The organism is Georgenia daeguensis (assembly GCF_039537705.1).
GTDB lineage: Bacteria > Actinomycetota > Actinomycetes > Actinomycetales > Actinomycetaceae > Georgenia > Georgenia daeguensis.
Genome location: NZ_BAABBA010000009.1, coordinates 152452 through 168156, shown reverse-complemented (window position 1 = coordinate 168156; position 15705 = coordinate 152452). Strand labels below are relative to the sequence as shown.

The following is a 15705-nucleotide window of genomic DNA, read 5'->3' as shown; positions in this document are numbered from 1 at the left end:
CATGAAGTCCACAGAGCTGGTCGGCGCCATCCAGCGCAGCCTGGCCGAGCTGGTCACGTACGCCGACGAGCTGCGCGACCTCGACCAGGCGCTGGGCGACGGTGACCTGGGCATCACCATCTCGCTCGGCGCCAACGCCGTCATCGAGGCGCTCGGCGCCGTCCCCGAGGACGCCCGGCCCTCCGAGATCGCCCGCGCCGCCGCCAAGGCCTTCGCCAACGCCAACCCCTCCACGATGGCGGCGCTGGTCGCCGGCGGCCTGCTCGCCGGGTCCAAGGCGTGGGCCGACGTCGAGGACGTCGACGTCGCGGCGGCCGCGGCCTTCGTGCGCGCGGCCGGCGACAACATCGCCCAGCGCGGCAAGACACAGCTGGGAGACAAGACCATCCTCGACGCCATCATGCCCGCCGCCGACGCGCTCGTCACCGGGGCGGACGGCGCGGCCGGCCTGGAGGACGCCATCGCCGCGGCCGAGAAGGCCGTCGTCGAGACCCGCGATCTGCAGTCCCGCCGGGGCCGCGCGTCCTGGCTGCAGGAGCGCAGCATCGGCCTGCAGGACCCGGGCGCCACGGCGATGCTGCGGTTCCTTCAGTCCTGGCAGAAGGCCGCCGCGGTGGTAGCCCGATGAGCGCCGTCGCCGTCCTCGGCCTTGGCACCATGGGCCGCGGCATGGCCACCAACCTGGTGGCCGCCGGGCACGATGTCACGGTGTGGAACCGGACCGCCGGGTCGCGCCCGGACGTCGCCGGCGCCCGCACTGCGACGTCGATCGCCGAGGCCGTGCGCGGGCAGGACGTGGTCCTGTACTGCCTGTCCGACGACGCCGCCGTGCGCGCCGTCGCCCTGGGCGCGGACGGGGTGCTCGCCCACGTCGCCGCCCCGACCGTCGTCGTGGACATGTCGACGATCTCCGCGGCGCTCAGCGACGAGGAGCACGCGGCGTACGCCGAGCGGGGCATCTCCATGCTCGACGCGCCGGTGTTCGGGTCGAAGGGCGAGGCGGAGGCCGGCGGGCTTTGGGTCGTCGTCGGCGGCGACGCCGACACGTTCGCCCGCGTGCGGCCGGTGCTCGAGGCCGTGAGCGAGTCGGTGCACCACCTGGGCCCGGCCGGCTCGGGCGCGCGCATGAAGCTCGTCGGCAACCTGCTCGTCGCGGCCCAGCTGCACTCCCTCGGCGAGGGCCTCACCCTGGCTCGCGCGGCCGGGCTGGACCTGGCCAAGGTGCTCGAGGTCGTCGCCGTGACGGACTTCCGCACACCGATCTACGACGGCGTCGGCGCAGCCGTCCTCGCGGACGACTACTCCCCGAACTTCGCGCTGCGTCTCATGCGCAAGGACGTACGGCTGATCAGCGAGCTCGCCGAGCAGGTGGGTGCGCCGGTGCCGGGGGCGATGGTCGCGGCCGAGACGCTCGATGCCGCGATGACGGCCGGGCTCGGGGACCTCAACGCCTCGGCCCTCATCAAGGTCCTGGCTGGTTGGGCGGAGGTCGATCTCGCGCAGCGCTGAGCTCGAAGGCTGCTGACGGTGCGGCGGGTGGCACGGCCACCCGCCGCACCTCTTTCCGAAGCCGCACCAGCAGTAGCCCGCCGTCCGAACCGGTGGACAGGCGCGACGGAAGCGCCTACCCGACGACCTCGACCTTGGCGCTCTCCGCCCCCGTCACGTCCACGGCGACCTCGGCGCCGCCGGCCGGTGAGTCCTGCGGGATACGTACGGTGATCTCGAACGCACCGTGCTCGTCCGCGTCCACCGTCGCGAGCACCCGCTCCGTGCCGGCGGCGAGCAACCTGACCTCGAGCCCGGCGAACGGGGTCACGGTCTCCTTGCTGATGACGTTGCCGTCCTCGTCCATGCCGATCGCGTCGGCACACCCCTCCATCATCGCCTCGCCCCGCACCGTCACCTCGTCGCCGGGCGCGACGGTGACCGGCTCGACCGTCACGCTCGGCGCGGCGCAGGCAGCCGACGACTCCCCCGCCGAGTCCGCCGCCGCGCACGCGGTCACGGCGCCTGTGACCACCAGCACCGTCGCCCCGACCGCCATCGCCTTCGTGCGGCACCCACCGATCCACGACGTCTTCGTCATGGCGACATGCTGGCAGGTTTCCGACCGTGCCACCGCCGCCATCGCGCGCTCGCTCCGTCACGGTCTCGTCACGAACTGCCGGCCTCGGCGAGCGGGACGCTGAGCGCCCCGGCGGCCGGCCAGCGAGGGCACAGCGTCCGAGGGACCGATCAGGGGCCCGGGACGTACTCCTTCAGCCGCCGGGCCAGCGCGACGTCGCCGTCGATGCGCACCCTCGCCGCCTCCACCGGCACCCGTCCGTACCCGGCGAGGAGAACCTCGTCGTCCTCGCCGCTGATGACCACGGCGTGCGGTCCGGTCGGCGCCGCCCAGGCGACGCCGTCGTACTCGGCCTCGACGACGACGCTCGTGCCGCGCAGCAGGAAGCCGGTGCCGGTGGGCGGGACCGCGGTGGCGTCGGCCGCGAGCACCGGCCAGAACGCCTGCAGCACCGCGGCCGCCGGCGCGTGCGTGCCGGGCCCGAGCCGGTCGTCGGCGCCGACGGCGTGGGCCAGGTCGCTGCGGTGCACCGCGGCCTCCATGACGAAGATCTGCACCGCGAAGGCGAGCGGGAGGTCCCCGTACGGCATCGGGACGAGCGCGGCAGGGTCCGACGGCGCCGCGGCGAGCGCTCGGAGGAGCCGACCGCGCGCCCCCCGGAGCGCCGCGACGATCTGCTCCCGCGGTGCCTCGAGCGGATCGCCGCGCGCCGTTCGCACCGCCTCTCCGGCCGGTCCGACCGCCTCCCCCGCCGAACGCGCAGCGAGCAGCTCCAGCGCGTCCGCCTCGAGGGTCATCCCCCAGTGCACGTGCCGGGCCAGGTCCTCCACCGTCCAGCCCTGCAGGCGGGTCGGCGTCTCCCACCCGGCGCCGTCGAGGAGGTCCAGGAAGGAGGCCCAGTCCCTGCCGATCAGCGATGCGGCGTCGTCGTTCATGCGTGCTCCAGCTCTCGTGCCAGCGGGACCATCCCGAGCGCGTGCGCGTCGGCCCGGGCCCGGCCGAGCAGCGCCTCCGAGCCCGGCCGGCCGGCCAGGCGCAGCGTCCGGCCCAGCTCCGCGCGCGACCACACGGCCCGCCCGGCCGCCCCGAGGGCGTCGTTGAGCTCGACGGCGGAGGCGAGGTGCCGCTCGGCGCGGTCCAGCTCGCCTGCCCCGCGCAGCGCGAGCCCGAGGAAGTGGTCGGCCGAGCCGAGGCACAGCGCGCCGGACCCCAGCACGACGAGGTGCCCGGCCCACGGCGCGAGCAGCTCGGCCAGGCGCGCGCACTCCGACGGCGTCCCGACGGCGGCCGCCGCCTCGGCGAGGTAGGCGAGCGACGTGCTGCGGCCGAGGTCCTGCACGACGTTGCCGAAGTGCGCCGTGGCGTAGCGGTCGAGCGTCCGGCGCGCCGCTGCCGCGTCACCCGCCCGGGCATGCAGGACGGCCGCGGCGAAGCCCCACCGGTCCGGGAGCGCCTCGGCGTACGCGGCGACCTCTGGCGTCACCTCGGGCGCGCCGCCCGTCATGAGATGGAGCTCGAGGAGCTGGATGGTCCGGACCATGGGGGCGTCCGCGTAGTGCGAGCGGCGCGCCTGCTCGGCGAAGGCCTCGACGAGGCCGGGGGCGGAGGCGTAGCTGCCGGCGAGGAGCGCGCGCATCGCCTCCCACATCGGCGGGTACCAGAGGTAGAGCGGCCGGCCCATCCGCCGAGCCAGCGCGGCGGCCCGTTCCTGCGCGGCGTCGGCGAGGGCGAGGTCCCCGGCCTCCAGCGCGTCGACCAGCTGCAGTCGCGCGGCCTCGAGCTGGAGCTCGTCGTCGCCGGTCAGCTCCGCCGCCGCGACGGCGCGGGTGAGGCCGTCCAGGCGCTCGGTGAGGTGCTCGGGGCCAGCGAGCCCCGCGCGCAGCGCGAGGGAGGACTCGGCGACGGCGACCGCGTCCCCCGTGGACTCCGCGAGCCGCACGGCGGCCGTCCCGGACTCGACGCCCTCGGCCCGCAGGCCCGAGTAGACCAGCGCGCGGCCGCGGGCGGCGAGCAGCCGGACGCGTCCGTGCACCTGGTCGATCGCCCCGTCCTTCTTCTCAGCAGGGGGCGGCCCCTGCGCCCTGCCGTCGGTGCTCGCGTGACGGGTCCCGGGGGCGGGATGGACCAGCAGGGCGGCGTCGAGCAGCTCGAGGCCGGCCGCGCCCCACACCTCCCGCGGCAGCCGGCTCGCGAAGAGTGCGTTCTCGTAACCCAGCGCCGCCTCGCGCAGCCCGGCGGGGTCGGCCACCTCCCGGGCAAGGGAGCCGCCGTCGCGGAACGCCACCAGCGCCTCCTCCAGCCGGCCGGCCCGGCGCAGAGCCTCCGCCCGGGCGAGCGTGCGCCGCAGCCGCACCGGCGCGACCGCCCCGGATGCGACGTCGAGCGCCCGCCCCAGCAGCTCGGCCGCCCGCTGGGGCGAGGGGACGAGGTGCTCCGCCGCGCCGCGCTCGAGCCAGCCGGCGGCCTCGTCGGCGACCTCACGGGGCTCTCGGCCGTCGAGCTCGGCGGCGGTGCCGGGCAGCGCCTCGAGGGCGAGCGCCAGGTGCAGGCCGACGAGCTCCGCCGGTCCCCGCCCGCGGATCCAGCCGGCGAAGCGGGCGTGGAGCTCGGCGCGCCGGCCGCGGCCCAGGGAGGCGTAGGCCGTGTCGCGCAGCAGCGCGTGCCGGTACGTGTACGACCGGTCGTGGACGAGCCCGTCGTGAGGGCCGCTGAGCAGACCGGTGCGGGTGAGGGAGTCCAGGGCCGGGGACGGCTCGTCCACGCCGAGCGCGGGCAGCGCCGCCGAGGGGAACGTGGTGCCGGGGACGGAGCCGCGCTCCACCACCTCGCGCGAGGTCGGCGGCAGGCGGTCCAGCTGCGCCTGGTAGATGGCGTGGACGGTCGTCGGCAGCGCGGGCGCCAGCGTGCCGCCGAAGGCCCAGCCCCCGTCGCGCGACGTCAGCACCCCGCCGAGGATCCACGAGCGGAGCAGCTCCTCCACGAAGAGCGGGTTCCCGCCGGAGACGCGCACGATCCCGTCGACGTACTCCTCGGGCACCGCGTCCGCCCCCACGAGCTCCCGCACCATCGACTCGGTGTCGGAGGCCGCGAGGGGCGGCAGGTGCAGCAGCGGGACCTCGGACAGCGGGCCGGAGTCGGTCAGCGAGGCGTCGGGCCGCGCCGTGAGCAGCATGAGGCCACGCCCGGGGCTCGCCAGGACGTGGGCGAGGAAGGCGCGCAGGTCGGGCCCGGCGAGGTGGACGTCCTCGACCACCCACAGCGGGGCCGGGCCGGGGACCGCGTCCAGCGCGGCCGCCCACGAGGCGAACAGGTCCCCCGGCTCCGCCGTGAGCGCTCCGCGCATGAGGTCGCGCACGTGGCGGGCGACCGTCCGCGCGTGCCCGTCCACGAACCCCTCGCCCACGAGCCACGCCAGCAGCGCGTCGTCGTCGGGGGCCGCCGCCCCGACCCCGGCGACGGCGAGCGCCTCGCTCATGAGCTGGGCGACGGCCCCGTAGCCGCTCGCCCGCCCGTCCGGCCGTGCGACCAGCGCGGGGTGGCCAGCCGAGGCGGCGCGCAGGCAGAGCTCCTCGGCCACGCGCGACTTGCCGACCCCGGGCGGCGCCACGACGAGCACCGCGCGTCGTCCCCCGCCGTCGCGACCGCCGCCGGCGGGATGTCCGCCGGCGGGATGTCCGCCGTCGCGACCTCCGCCGTCGCGAGACCCGCCGTCGCGAGATCCGCCGTCGCGAGATCCGCCGTCGCCGCCCGCGCCGGCCGACGAGAGCGCGGCGAAGAGCTCGTCGAGAAGATGCTGGCGCCCGAGCATCGGGGCGTGCAGCCCGAGCGCCGCCAGCCCCCGGCGGACGACGGCGCGCGTGCCGCCCGGCCGCCAGACCGGCACCGGCTCCGCCTTGCCCCGCAGGGTCAGCTCGCCCGCCGGCTCGAGCGCGAAGGCGTGCGCGACGCCGAACGCGGTCTCGGGGCCGAGGAGCACCTCCCCGGGGGCTGCGGCCGCCTGGAGGCGGGCGGCGGTGTTGACGACGTCGCCGGTGACCCGCCATCCGGCAGCGACGCGTGAGACCACGACCTCGCCGGTGTTCACGCCCACCCGCAGGTCGAGGGTGCCGGGCACCAGTCCCAGGGGCGCCTCGGTCCTCCGGGCGGCGTGCTGCAGACCGGTCGCGGCACGGACGGCCCGTACGGCGTCGTCGTCCGAGGCGACCTCCACCCCGAAGGTCGCCATGACCGCGTCGCCGATGTACTTCTCGACGATCCCGCCGTGCTCGGCGAGCGTCGCGGCGGCGCGCGAGAAGAACTCCTCCTGGATGCGGGCGACGTCCTCGGGGTCGAGCCGCTCGGACAGCGCGGTGAAGCCCACGAGGTCCGCGAAGACCACGCTCACGACCCGCCGGACGATCCCACCCACGTCCGGAACGGTAACGGCCGACGTGCCCTCTCAGGCGCGGAACGGTGCGGTTCTCCAGACGGGTTCCGCCCCGCCGTTCTGTCATCATGAGCTGCACGGCCGGTGACCGGCACGCGCACGCCGGGCACCAGCGCGCACACCCGCGGGAGGAGGCGCGGTGACACGGACGATGCTGAGCTGCGGCGTCGTCGCGGGCGCCCTCTTCGTGGCGACGACGGCGGTCCAGGCCGTCACTCGCGAGGGCTTCGACCTGCGCCGGCACGGCATCAGCCTGCTCAGCCACGGCGACCTGGGGTGGGTGCAGACGACCAACTTCGTCGTGAGCGGGCTGCTCGTGGCCGGCTTCGCCGTCGGCGTCTCGCGGATGCCGCACCCCGGAGGGCGAGGCGCGCTGGCCGCCCCGCTGCTCGGCGTCGCAGGCCTCGGGCTGGTCCTGGCCGGGTCGTTCCGGGTCAGGTCCTACGGCGGCTTCCCTGCGGGCGCTGCTCCGGCCGGCCCCTCGACCGCCGCCCGGGACGGTCTCCTGCACGACGTCGGCACCGTCCTGGCCATCAACGCCGGGCTGCTCGCGTGCCTGGCGCTGGCCCGCCGCTTCGCCCGGTCCGGCGAGCGCGGCTGGGCGCGGTACAGCGTGGTCACGGCGGTGGCCGGCGCCGCCCTCGCGTGGTGGCCCTTCGGCGGCACCGCGGTCCGCCTGGCGCTCGTCACCGTGGTGCTGATGTCGTGGGTGTCGCTCGTGGCGGCTCGGCTCCTGCGGGAGCAGGACGCGCTCAGGCGGGGAGCGGCCGGCCTGCCGGGCCGTCGGAGCGCACGCCGGGGCTCTGGCCCACCCGGCGTGGGCCGAGGTGAGTGACGCCGCCGACGCGTATGACACGGGCAGACGTGTGTGACGCACGCCCCGCTGTCGCCGTCGGGTCCGGGACGACAACGCGAGCGTGCCCCGCGTAGGCTTCTGCGTGGCGGCCAACCTCTTCCACAGGTTGTCCGCTAGGCCCACCCGGTTTCGCCACCGGGTGGGCTGCCTGCATTTTCGGGCCGGGATTCCCGTATTTTCGCGCGCTGACGCACATCGCCCGTCACCGGCGCGTGCGCCTCGCACCGCCCGCCTCGCCCGCATAGGTTTGCCGTGTGGTCCGTTCAGCGCTCGCCCTCGCCGCCCTCGCCACCACGGCCGTGCCCGGCCTGGACGTGGTCGCGACGCGCCCACCGCAGACGGCCAACAGCGACTACCAGACGACCGGCCTCCTCGACGCCGGCGGTCGCCACTGGGTCATCCGGGCGCCGCTGCACCCCGCCGCCGGCGCCGCCCTCGAGGGTGAGGTGGCGCTGCTGGCGAACCTCGTCAAGGAGGTCGACGAGGGCCGCCTGCCGTTCGACGTGCCCCGGCCGGTCGGCTTCGCCGCTCTCCCGGAGGGCGGGCGCGCCATGGCCTTCCGTGCCCTCGTCGGCCGCCCGCTGGTCCTGGACCGGCTGACCCCCGGGCCGGGCCTGTCCGCCGAGCTCGGCCGGGCGATCGCCGCGTTCCACGAGCTCGACCCCGCCGTCGTCGCCGACGCCGGACTCCCGGTCTACGACGCCGACTCCTACCGTCGCCGGTGCCTGGCCGAGGTGGACGAGGCCGCGCGGACCGGCCGTGTTCCCTCGTCGCTGCTCAACCGCTGGGAGCACGCGCTGGAGGACGTGGCGCTGTGGCGGTTCCGGCCCACCCCGGTCCACGGCGACCTCGCCCCCGAGCACGTCCTGGTCACGGACGGGCGGATCTCGGCGCTGCTCAGCCTGTCCGAGGTGCACGTGGGCGACCCCGCCGAGGATCTCGCCTGGCTGCTCGCCGCGGCCCCGGAGGACTCTCTCGATGCGATCGAGGAGGCGTACTCGCTCGCCCGCACCGAGGGCGCCGACGCCACGCTCATGGATCGCGCGCTGCTCGTCTCGGAGCTCGCCCTGGCCCGGTGGCTGCTCCACGGCGTGCGCCACGACGAGCAGCCGGTGGTGGAGGACGCCACGGCCATGCTCCGTGCGCTCGCCGAGGACGTTGCCGACGCGCCCGGCATCGGCGCGCACGAGCCTCTGGTGGTGCGCGAGTACGACGCGGCGTGGGCACCGGATGACGAGGCCGACGCCCCGCACGACGCGGACGAGGAGGCGGAGGAGTCCCAGGCCGCCGAGGCTCAGCCGGCACAGACCGAGGCGGCCCGGTCCGAGGCGGCTCGGACCGCGGCGTCCGAGTCCGAGGCACCAGCCGACGGCGTGCGGCCCACCGAGGCCGAGGCACCCGCCGACGGCGTGCGGCCCACCGAGGCCGAGGCACCTGCCGAGGAAAGGCAGCTCCCCGACACCGAGGTGGCGGCGGGCGGGCAGCACGGTGGCGCCGAAGGCGGCCCCGACCGCGCGGCGGTCACCGAGGAGCTGCACCTGGGGACCGACCTGCCCGACTTCCTGCGCGAGGACGACCGGCACCGCGACCGCTGAGAACGGCGGCCCGCGGCTCCACAACCGGCCCATCGCTCCCTGAGTTCGCCGCGAACCGCCGCCGTCAGTGCGCCCTGCCGGCCTCGATGGCGGCGGTGATGCGAGCGACGATCTCCTCCTCCGTCAGTGCTCCCGCGCGCACGGTCTGGTCGTGGCCCACGTAGTAGAACGCCGCCCCCACCTGCTCGAGCGGCGTGCTCGTCGACCGGGACCAGGCCAGCCGGTACAGGGCGAGCTGCATCTCGCGCTCCGCGAGCTCCTCGTCCCCGCGCGGCGGCCGGCCGGTCTTCCAGTCCACGACCTCGACGCCGGCCGGACCGTCGAACACGGCGTCGATCCGGCACCGCACGATCGTGCCGGCGACCGGCGTCTCCAGGTCCACCTCGACGGCGACCGGCTCGCGACGTGCCCACTCCGAGGCGGCGAACGTGCGCTGGAAGCGCTGGAGCTCCTCGTCGGAGAGCACGGCGTCCCCGGCGTCCTCCCCGCTGCCGCCCACGTCCTCGACGTCGAGGAGCGCCGCCTGCCCGTAGAAGTGCTCGACCCACTGGTGGAACCGGGTTCCCCGCCGCGAGACCAGCGTCGGCTCGGCGGGCACGGGGCGGCGGCGGTCGCGCGCGAAGCGGCGTGGGTCGGTGACGAGGCTGACGACCGCCGAGGCGGACAGGTGCCCGGCGAGGGTGATCTCCCGTTCGCGGGCCGTTGCCTCGGCGCGCTCGCGCAGCAGCAGCTCGGCGTCCGCGAGCCAGCGGTCCACGGTGTCGTCACCCGTCCGGGCACGCAGCTCGGGGCGCACCGCGGAGGCACGGGCCTCGCGCACGGCCGCGGCGGCGGCCTCCCGGGCAGGGCGGCGGGGGCCCAACGGGTCGACCGGCCAGCGCACGGGTGCGGCGTCCGTGCCCGGGTTCTCGGCGTCGGGGGGCGGCTGCTCCGCCCAGGCGTCGCCGGCGAGGTCCGCCACCTGGCCCGCGCGGCGCGGCTCGGCGAGGAACCTCGACGGCGGCAGGGCGGTCTTCCCGGAACGGAACCAGGAACCGGACAGCAGCAGGGTGTGCCGGGCCCGGGTGAGGGCCACGTAGGCGAGGCGGCGCTCCTCGGCCACCCGGTGCGAGCCCGCCGCCTCACGGAAGGCGAGGCGGGCCTCCTCGACGTCGTCGTGGGTGGCCGCGCCGGCGACGTCTAGGCGCGGGAGGGCGTCCGCGTCCTTGCGCAGCGGGTAGGGCAGCTCCCCGACGCTGGTCAGCCAGGCCGCCGCGGTGACGGAGCCGTCCGGCCGGACGTTGCCGTCGTACCCGGGGAACTGCTTCTCCACCATCCCGGGAACCGCCACGACGTCCCACTCGAGCCCCTTGGCGGCGTGGACGGTGAGGACCTGGACGACGGCGGAGTCGGGCTCGGTCTCGGTGGTCTCGACCGCGTCCAGCCCTCGCTCCCGCTCCTCCGCGGCGTCGAGCCAGGCGAGGAAGGCGCCCGGGGTGGGCCGATCGGCGTCGGCGGCGAAGGACGCGGCGACGTCGGCGAAGGCGTCCAGGGCGGCTCGCGCCGCGCCGGTCGCCGAGGTGCCTGCGCGCGCCGCCACCTCGATGTCCACCTCGAGGAGCTGCTCGGTGGCGACGACGAGCTCGGGCAGGGACAGGTGCGTCAGGGCGCGGATCTGCCGCAGCACGTCGCCCAGGCGGCGCACCCGCGCGGCGCCCTCCTCGCTCATCGTGTGCCCGCGCGGGCCGGTCCAGCCGGCACGGGGCGGGTGCTCCACGGCCTCGACCAGGCTGGACTCCTCACGCGGGTCGAGGCGTCGCTCCTCGACCTCGGTCAGTGAGACCGCGGCGCTGCGGGCGAGGTGGCGGGCCCAGTCCTGCAGCGCGTGCAGGTCCGCCACTCCCAGGCGCAGGTTGGTCAGCAGGCGCATGAGCGCGTCGCCGCGGGCGGCGTCGTTCGCCACCTGCAGGGCGGCCCGGACGTCGACGACCTCCGGGGTGGCCAGCAGCCCGCCCATGCCGACGACCCGGTAGGGCAGACCCCGGGCCTGCAACGCCCGGACGATCCCCGGGAACTGGCTGCGCTTGCGGCACAGCACCGCCGCGGTCCGCGGTCCCGCAGGCTCCCACCGTTCGGCGAGGAAGTCCGCGACGCGCGCCTCCTCCTCGGCCTGGGTCGCCGCGTACAGGCCGAGCACCTCGCCGGCCTCGGCCCCGGGCTTGGCGCGCAGCTCGGGCACCGGCACCGACGGGCCGAGGCTGGCGCCGGGGGCGCGCAACGGCTGGGAGACGGTGTTCGCGGCGGCGAGGATCTGGCGGTCGTTGCGCCAGGAGGTGCTCAGCGCGAGGGTGGCCGCCTGGCGGGGCGCGCCGCCGGGCTCCACGTGCGGGAAGCGGGCGGGGAACTCCGCCAGGGAGGCGGCCGAGGCGCCCCGCCAGCCGTAGATGGCCTGGTTCGGGTCGCCGACGGCGGTGACGGGGTGACCGCCGCCGAAGAGGTTGGCGAGCAGCTCGAGCTGGGCGACGGAGGTGTCCTGGAACTCGTCGAGCAGCACGACGCGGTGCTGCTCCCGCAGCTGGGCACCCACCTCGGGGACCGCGTCGGCGATCTGCGCGGCGAGGGCGACCTGGTCGGCGAACCCGATGAGGCCGCGCTCGCGCTTGCGCCGCTCGTAGGCCTCGACGAGATCGAGCAGGGCGACCCGCTCGTCGAGCGAGGCGGCGACCTTGAGCACCTCCGCCAACGGCTTCTTCCGTCTGCCCGGAACCTTGTCGAGCAGGTCGGCGCGCAGGTCCACCAGGAGCTCGCGGGCCTCGTCCGGCTCCAGCAGGTTCTCCCGGAGCGCGCCCGCCAGGCCGAGCACGGCCTGGGTGACGGAGCCGGGCGACCGGTCCGTGGCGAGGTCCTGCTCCCAACCCTGCACGAGGTCGTCGGCGAGCTGCCAGGCGCCGGCCTCGGTCACCAGCCGCGCGTCGGGGTCGGCGCCCACCCGCAGGGCGTGGTCGCGGGCGATGTTCCCGGCGAAGGAGTTGTACGTGGCCACCTGGGGCCGGTCGACGTCCAGGCCCGGCCCCTCCGCGGCGTCCTCCGCGCCGGGCGGCGTCAGGCCCGCCGCCCGCAGGGCCCGCAGGCGCGCGCGGATCCGGTGGGCGAGCTCGGCGGCGGCCTTCCGGGTGAAGGTCAGGCCGAGCACCTCCTCGCCGCGGACGAGGCCGTTGGCGACGAGATAGACGACGCGCGAGGACATCGTCTCGGTCTTGCCCGACCCTGCGCCGGCGACGACGAGCAACGGGGCGAGCGGCGCCTCGATGACGGCGGCCTGCTCCTCGGTGGGCGTGGGCAGCTCGAGCCGGTCGGCGATCTCCGCGGCCGACCAGCGTGGACGTGCGGCGGTGGCGACGGCGGCGCCCGGCGGGGCGGGCGCCGGAACGGTGTGGTCCTGGATCGTCACTGGGTCACCCGTCCTCCGTCGTCCTGCAGCGGGCAGGAGGTGCGCACCGGGCAGTGGTCGCACTGGTCGTTGGCGATGGCGTCGAAGGACGCACCGGCCATGGTCTCGGCGGCGAGCTCGACGAGGTCGGCGGCCCAGCGCGGGTCGTCGGCGTTCCCCAGGGCACGCTGCTCGCGCAGGGTCGCGGTCCTGCCGGTGCCGAGGTAGACCAGCCGGGCGCCGTCGGCGCCGAGGCCGTCCCAGGCGCCGGCCTCGACGGCGAGCTGGTACGTGCCGAGCTGCGGGTGCTCCTCCGCCTTGTCCTTGCTCACCGGGCTGGCGGAGGTCTTCAGGTCGACCACCCGGACACGGCCGTCGTCGAGGTGCTCGACCCGGTCCATCCGTCCGGCGAGGCGGGCGCGCCCGACCTCGACGGCGAAGTCACGCTCGACGTCGACCTCACCCGGGACCGAGGCGAGGTAGCCGGCGAGCCGTTCGATCATCTGCTCGGCAAGGGCCCGCCGGCGGCGGCCCACCCATCCCTCGCCCATGCCGAGCTCGGCCCACCGCTCGTCGAGGGCGGCGGTGAGCACCTCCAGCGTCCCGTGCGGGTGCTCGGCGGCGATCTCGTGGATCAGCGACCCGACGGACTGGTCGGTGCTCGCGTCCCCGCGCCCGCCCGCCTGCTCCAGCGCCCAGCGCAGGCCGCACGTCGTGGCCTGCTCGACGCCGGACGGGCTGACGGGGACGAGTGACTCGGGCGGCCGGAGGGGCTGGTCCGTGCTCACGGGCGCGAGGCCGCTCCAGCTGACCGGGTCGGCGCCGGGCACCTCCTCCTCGGCCAGGTGCGCCAGCAGGGTGGCGGCCGCGTCACGGCGCCGGGCGTCCTCCTCGGAGGTGACCGGCTCCTCCAGGGCGCAGCGCAGCTCGGCGACCAGGCCCCGCAGGTCGAGCGCCGGCGGCACGCTGCGGACCTGGGTGGGGTCGAGGTCGGGCGCGAGCAGGTCGAGGAACGTCGAGGGACGCTCCTCCTCGTCGAGGACGGCGGTGACGAGCAGGCGGCGGCTCGCGCGGGAGACAGCCACGGCGAGCATGCGCAGCTCGTCGTCGAGGACGGCACGCCGGGCCGGCCCGAAAGCACGGCGACCGTCGGCGGAACGGCCCGCCTCCAGGTCGGAGAGGGCGCCCGAGCCGAGGAGGGAGTCCCGCAGCCGCAGGTCGGGCCACGCGTCCTCCTGCAGCCCGGCCACCGCCACCACCTGCCACTCCTCGCCCGCCGCGGCGGCCGGGGTGAGGACGTGGACGACCTCGGCGCGCACGCCCTGCGCGGCGAGGGTGTCGGCGGGCAGGTCCTGGGCGCGCAGGTGCTCGAGGAAGCCGGCGGGCCCGCCACCGACCGTGCGGTCGGTGAACTGCTCGGCGGCCCGGAACAGGGCCATGACGGCGTCGAGGTCGGCGTCCGCCCGCTCTGACCCCGGCCCGCCGGAGAGGGCCCGTTCGCGCCAGGGCTCGGCCAGGCCGGCGGTGTCCCAGAGCGCCCACAGCACCGTCTCCGCCGTGGCGCCGGGCCGCTCGAGCGCGGCCCGGCCCGCCGCCAGCACCGCAGCGACGCGGGCCGCGCCCCGACCCGCCGTGCGGGGCAGGCCGGCGGCCAGCTCGGGGTCGGCCAGCCGCGCGGCCAGCAGCTCGTCCACGGGGCGCGCGCCGCCCGCGGCCCGCTCCAGCCCGCGCAGCGTGCGGCGCAGGACGCGCAGGCCGACGGCGTCGGTGCCACCCAGGGGCGAGGTGAGCAGCTCGACGGCCTGCTCCGGGCTCGGCGTGCCGGCGAGGACCGCGGCCAGCGCCACCAGCAGCGGGCGCACAGCCGGCTCCTCGCGCAGCACGCCGGGCGCCGCCTGCCCGCCGACCGGCACGCGCCAGCTGCGCAGGGAGCGCTGGAGCTCGCGCAGATGACCCGCGGAGCGCACGACCACGGCCATCTGGGACCACGGCGTGCCGTGGTGGAGGTGCTCCTCACGCAGCTGGCGCGCGATCCACGCCCCCTCCTGCGCCCGCGAGCGCAGCACCGCGGGCTCGACCCCCCGGGGCGGCGCACCCCCCGGCCGTGGCCCCTCGGGCTCGGCACCGGCGCGCGCCCGGCGGTGGCCGGCCGCTCCCAGGGTGGAGATCGACGAGGTGACCGCGACGGTGGCCGCCCGCAGGGCGCCGTCCTGACGGTGCGCGGTGCGCAGCTCGATGCGGTGGGCGTCGAAGCCACCGAGCGGCTCGCGGGTCTCGGCGCGGCCCACCAGAGCCGGGGTGCCGCCGCGGAACCCCTGCACCCCGGCGTCCGGGTCGCCGTGCAGGAACAGCTGGGAGCCGTCGTCGGCCAGGACCCGCAAGAGCCGGGCGGTGGCGAGCGTGGAGTCCTGGTGGTCGTCCACGACCACGGCGGACCAGCGCGGTCGGGGGTGCGCCGGCACCTCCGCCTCCCAGGCGCGCAGCGCGGCCGTCGCCTCGTCGACGATGCGGGCGGCGTCGAGCCGGGCACCGCGGTCGGGCGTGAGTTCCCCCAGGGCGGTCACCTCCTGGTACTCCTGCAGCAGGACCGCGGCGGCCACCCACTCCGGTCGGTCGTGGCGCCGGCCCCGCTCGGCGAGCTCCTCCGGCCCGAGGCCGAGCTCGGCGGCCCGCATGAACAGGTCCCGCAGCTCGTCGCGGAAGGCGCCGAGCGCGAGGGTCTCGGGTCCGACGCTGGCCGGCCAGCGCACGGGCGCGCCGAGCCCGGCCCGGTGGCCGTCGAGGAGGTCGGCGAGGATCTGGTCCTGCTCCGGGCCGGTGATCAGGGTGGGCGGCGGCTCGTCCAGGAGGGTCGCTCGCATCCGCAGCACCGAGTAGGCGAAGGACGCCGGCGTGCGCACGAGGACCTGGGTGGTGGTCCGCCCGAGGCGGGCGGCGACGGCGTCCCGCACCCGGGCCGCGCCGCGGCGCGTGGGCACGAGCAGCAGGACGCCCTGGTCGCCGGGCAGCACGTCCCCGCCGCCGTCCGCCGCGGCCGAGGCGCGGGCGAGGAAGGACTCGATCGCCGTCGTGGTCTTGCCCGTGCCCGGTGCACCGACCACGAGAAGGTGGCCGGCCCCGCGCGGCCAGGCCACCGCCTCGGCCTGCTGCTCGTCGAGGGTGGGCGGCCCGGGGGTCGGGGCAGGCAGCCTCAGCGCCAGCGCGGTCCCCCAGGTCCTGTCGTCCATGCCCCGATGCCATCACACCCCACCGACATCGGGCCGGAACGGCTCGCGGGACGGCGATCACCCCCGCCCGCCGGGGCGACGCTCACGCCGGGCGGCCGGGACGGCACTGACGGCCGTCGGCCCC

General features: G+C 76.8%; 9 protein-coding genes. 4 read left to right on the top strand and 5 right to left on the bottom strand.

The genetic code is table 11. From position 1 onward, the window contains the following. Position 1 precedes the first annotated feature (1 nt). Positions 2-628, top strand: a complete 627-nt coding sequence (locus tag ABD774_RS11010) for a DAK2 domain-containing protein (protein WP_345040942.1) — start codon at positions 2-4, stop codon at positions 626-628. Then, positions 625-1509, top strand: coding sequence for an NAD(P)-dependent oxidoreductase (locus ABD774_RS11005; protein ID WP_345040940.1), 885 nt, complete (start codon positions 625-627; stop codon positions 1507-1509). Before ABD774_RS11010 ends, ABD774_RS11005 begins: the two co-directional genes overlap by 4 nt. Positions 1510-1624: 115 nt before the next feature. Here ABD774_RS11005 and ABD774_RS11000 read toward each other — a convergent pair whose 3' ends face one another. The 3 genes from ABD774_RS11000 to ABD774_RS10990 form a co-directional block, all read right to left on the bottom strand. Next, positions 1625-2089, bottom strand: coding sequence for a hypothetical protein (locus ABD774_RS11000; protein ID WP_345040937.1), 465 nt, complete (start codon positions 2087-2089; stop codon positions 1625-1627). Between the two features lie 149 nt (positions 2090-2238). Next, entirely contained in the window at positions 2239-3003 is a 765-nt protein-coding gene (locus tag ABD774_RS10995; protein WP_345040934.1) for a maleylpyruvate isomerase family mycothiol-dependent enzyme, read from the bottom strand. Beyond that, positions 3000-6476 carry an adenylate/guanylate cyclase domain-containing protein gene (locus tag ABD774_RS10990; RefSeq protein ID WP_345040932.1) on the bottom strand — a complete coding sequence of 1159 codons (3477 nt, stop codon included), beginning with the start codon at positions 6474-6476 and terminating at the stop codon, positions 3000-3002. Before ABD774_RS10990 ends, ABD774_RS10995 begins: the two co-directional genes overlap by 4 nt. A gap of 157 nt (positions 6477-6633) precedes the next feature. Between ABD774_RS10990 and ABD774_RS10985 the strand changes: the two genes are divergently transcribed. Together ABD774_RS10985 and ABD774_RS10980 are read left to right on the top strand one after the other, a co-directional pair. After that, positions 6634-7329 (top strand): DUF998 domain-containing protein, encoded by a 696-nt coding sequence (locus ABD774_RS10985; RefSeq protein ID WP_345040929.1) that lies wholly within the window; start codon positions 6634-6636, stop codon positions 7327-7329. Between the two features lie 275 nt (positions 7330-7604). Next, positions 7605-8945 (top strand): phosphotransferase, encoded by a 1341-nt coding sequence (locus ABD774_RS10980; RefSeq protein WP_345040927.1) that lies wholly within the window; start codon positions 7605-7607, stop codon positions 8943-8945. Positions 8946-9009: 64 nt separating this feature from the next. Here the strand turns inward: ABD774_RS10980 and ABD774_RS10975 are convergent, their stop codons facing one another. Continuing rightward, entirely contained in the window at positions 9010-12375 is a 3366-nt protein-coding gene (locus tag ABD774_RS10975) for an ATP-dependent helicase (protein WP_345040925.1), read from the bottom strand. Then, on the bottom strand, positions 12372-15581 hold the full coding sequence (locus tag ABD774_RS10970) for an ATP-dependent helicase (RefSeq protein WP_345040923.1): 3210 nt from the start codon (positions 15579-15581) through the stop codon (positions 12372-12374). Before ABD774_RS10970 ends, ABD774_RS10975 begins: the two co-directional genes overlap by 4 nt. Positions 15582-15705 lie beyond the last annotated feature (124 nt).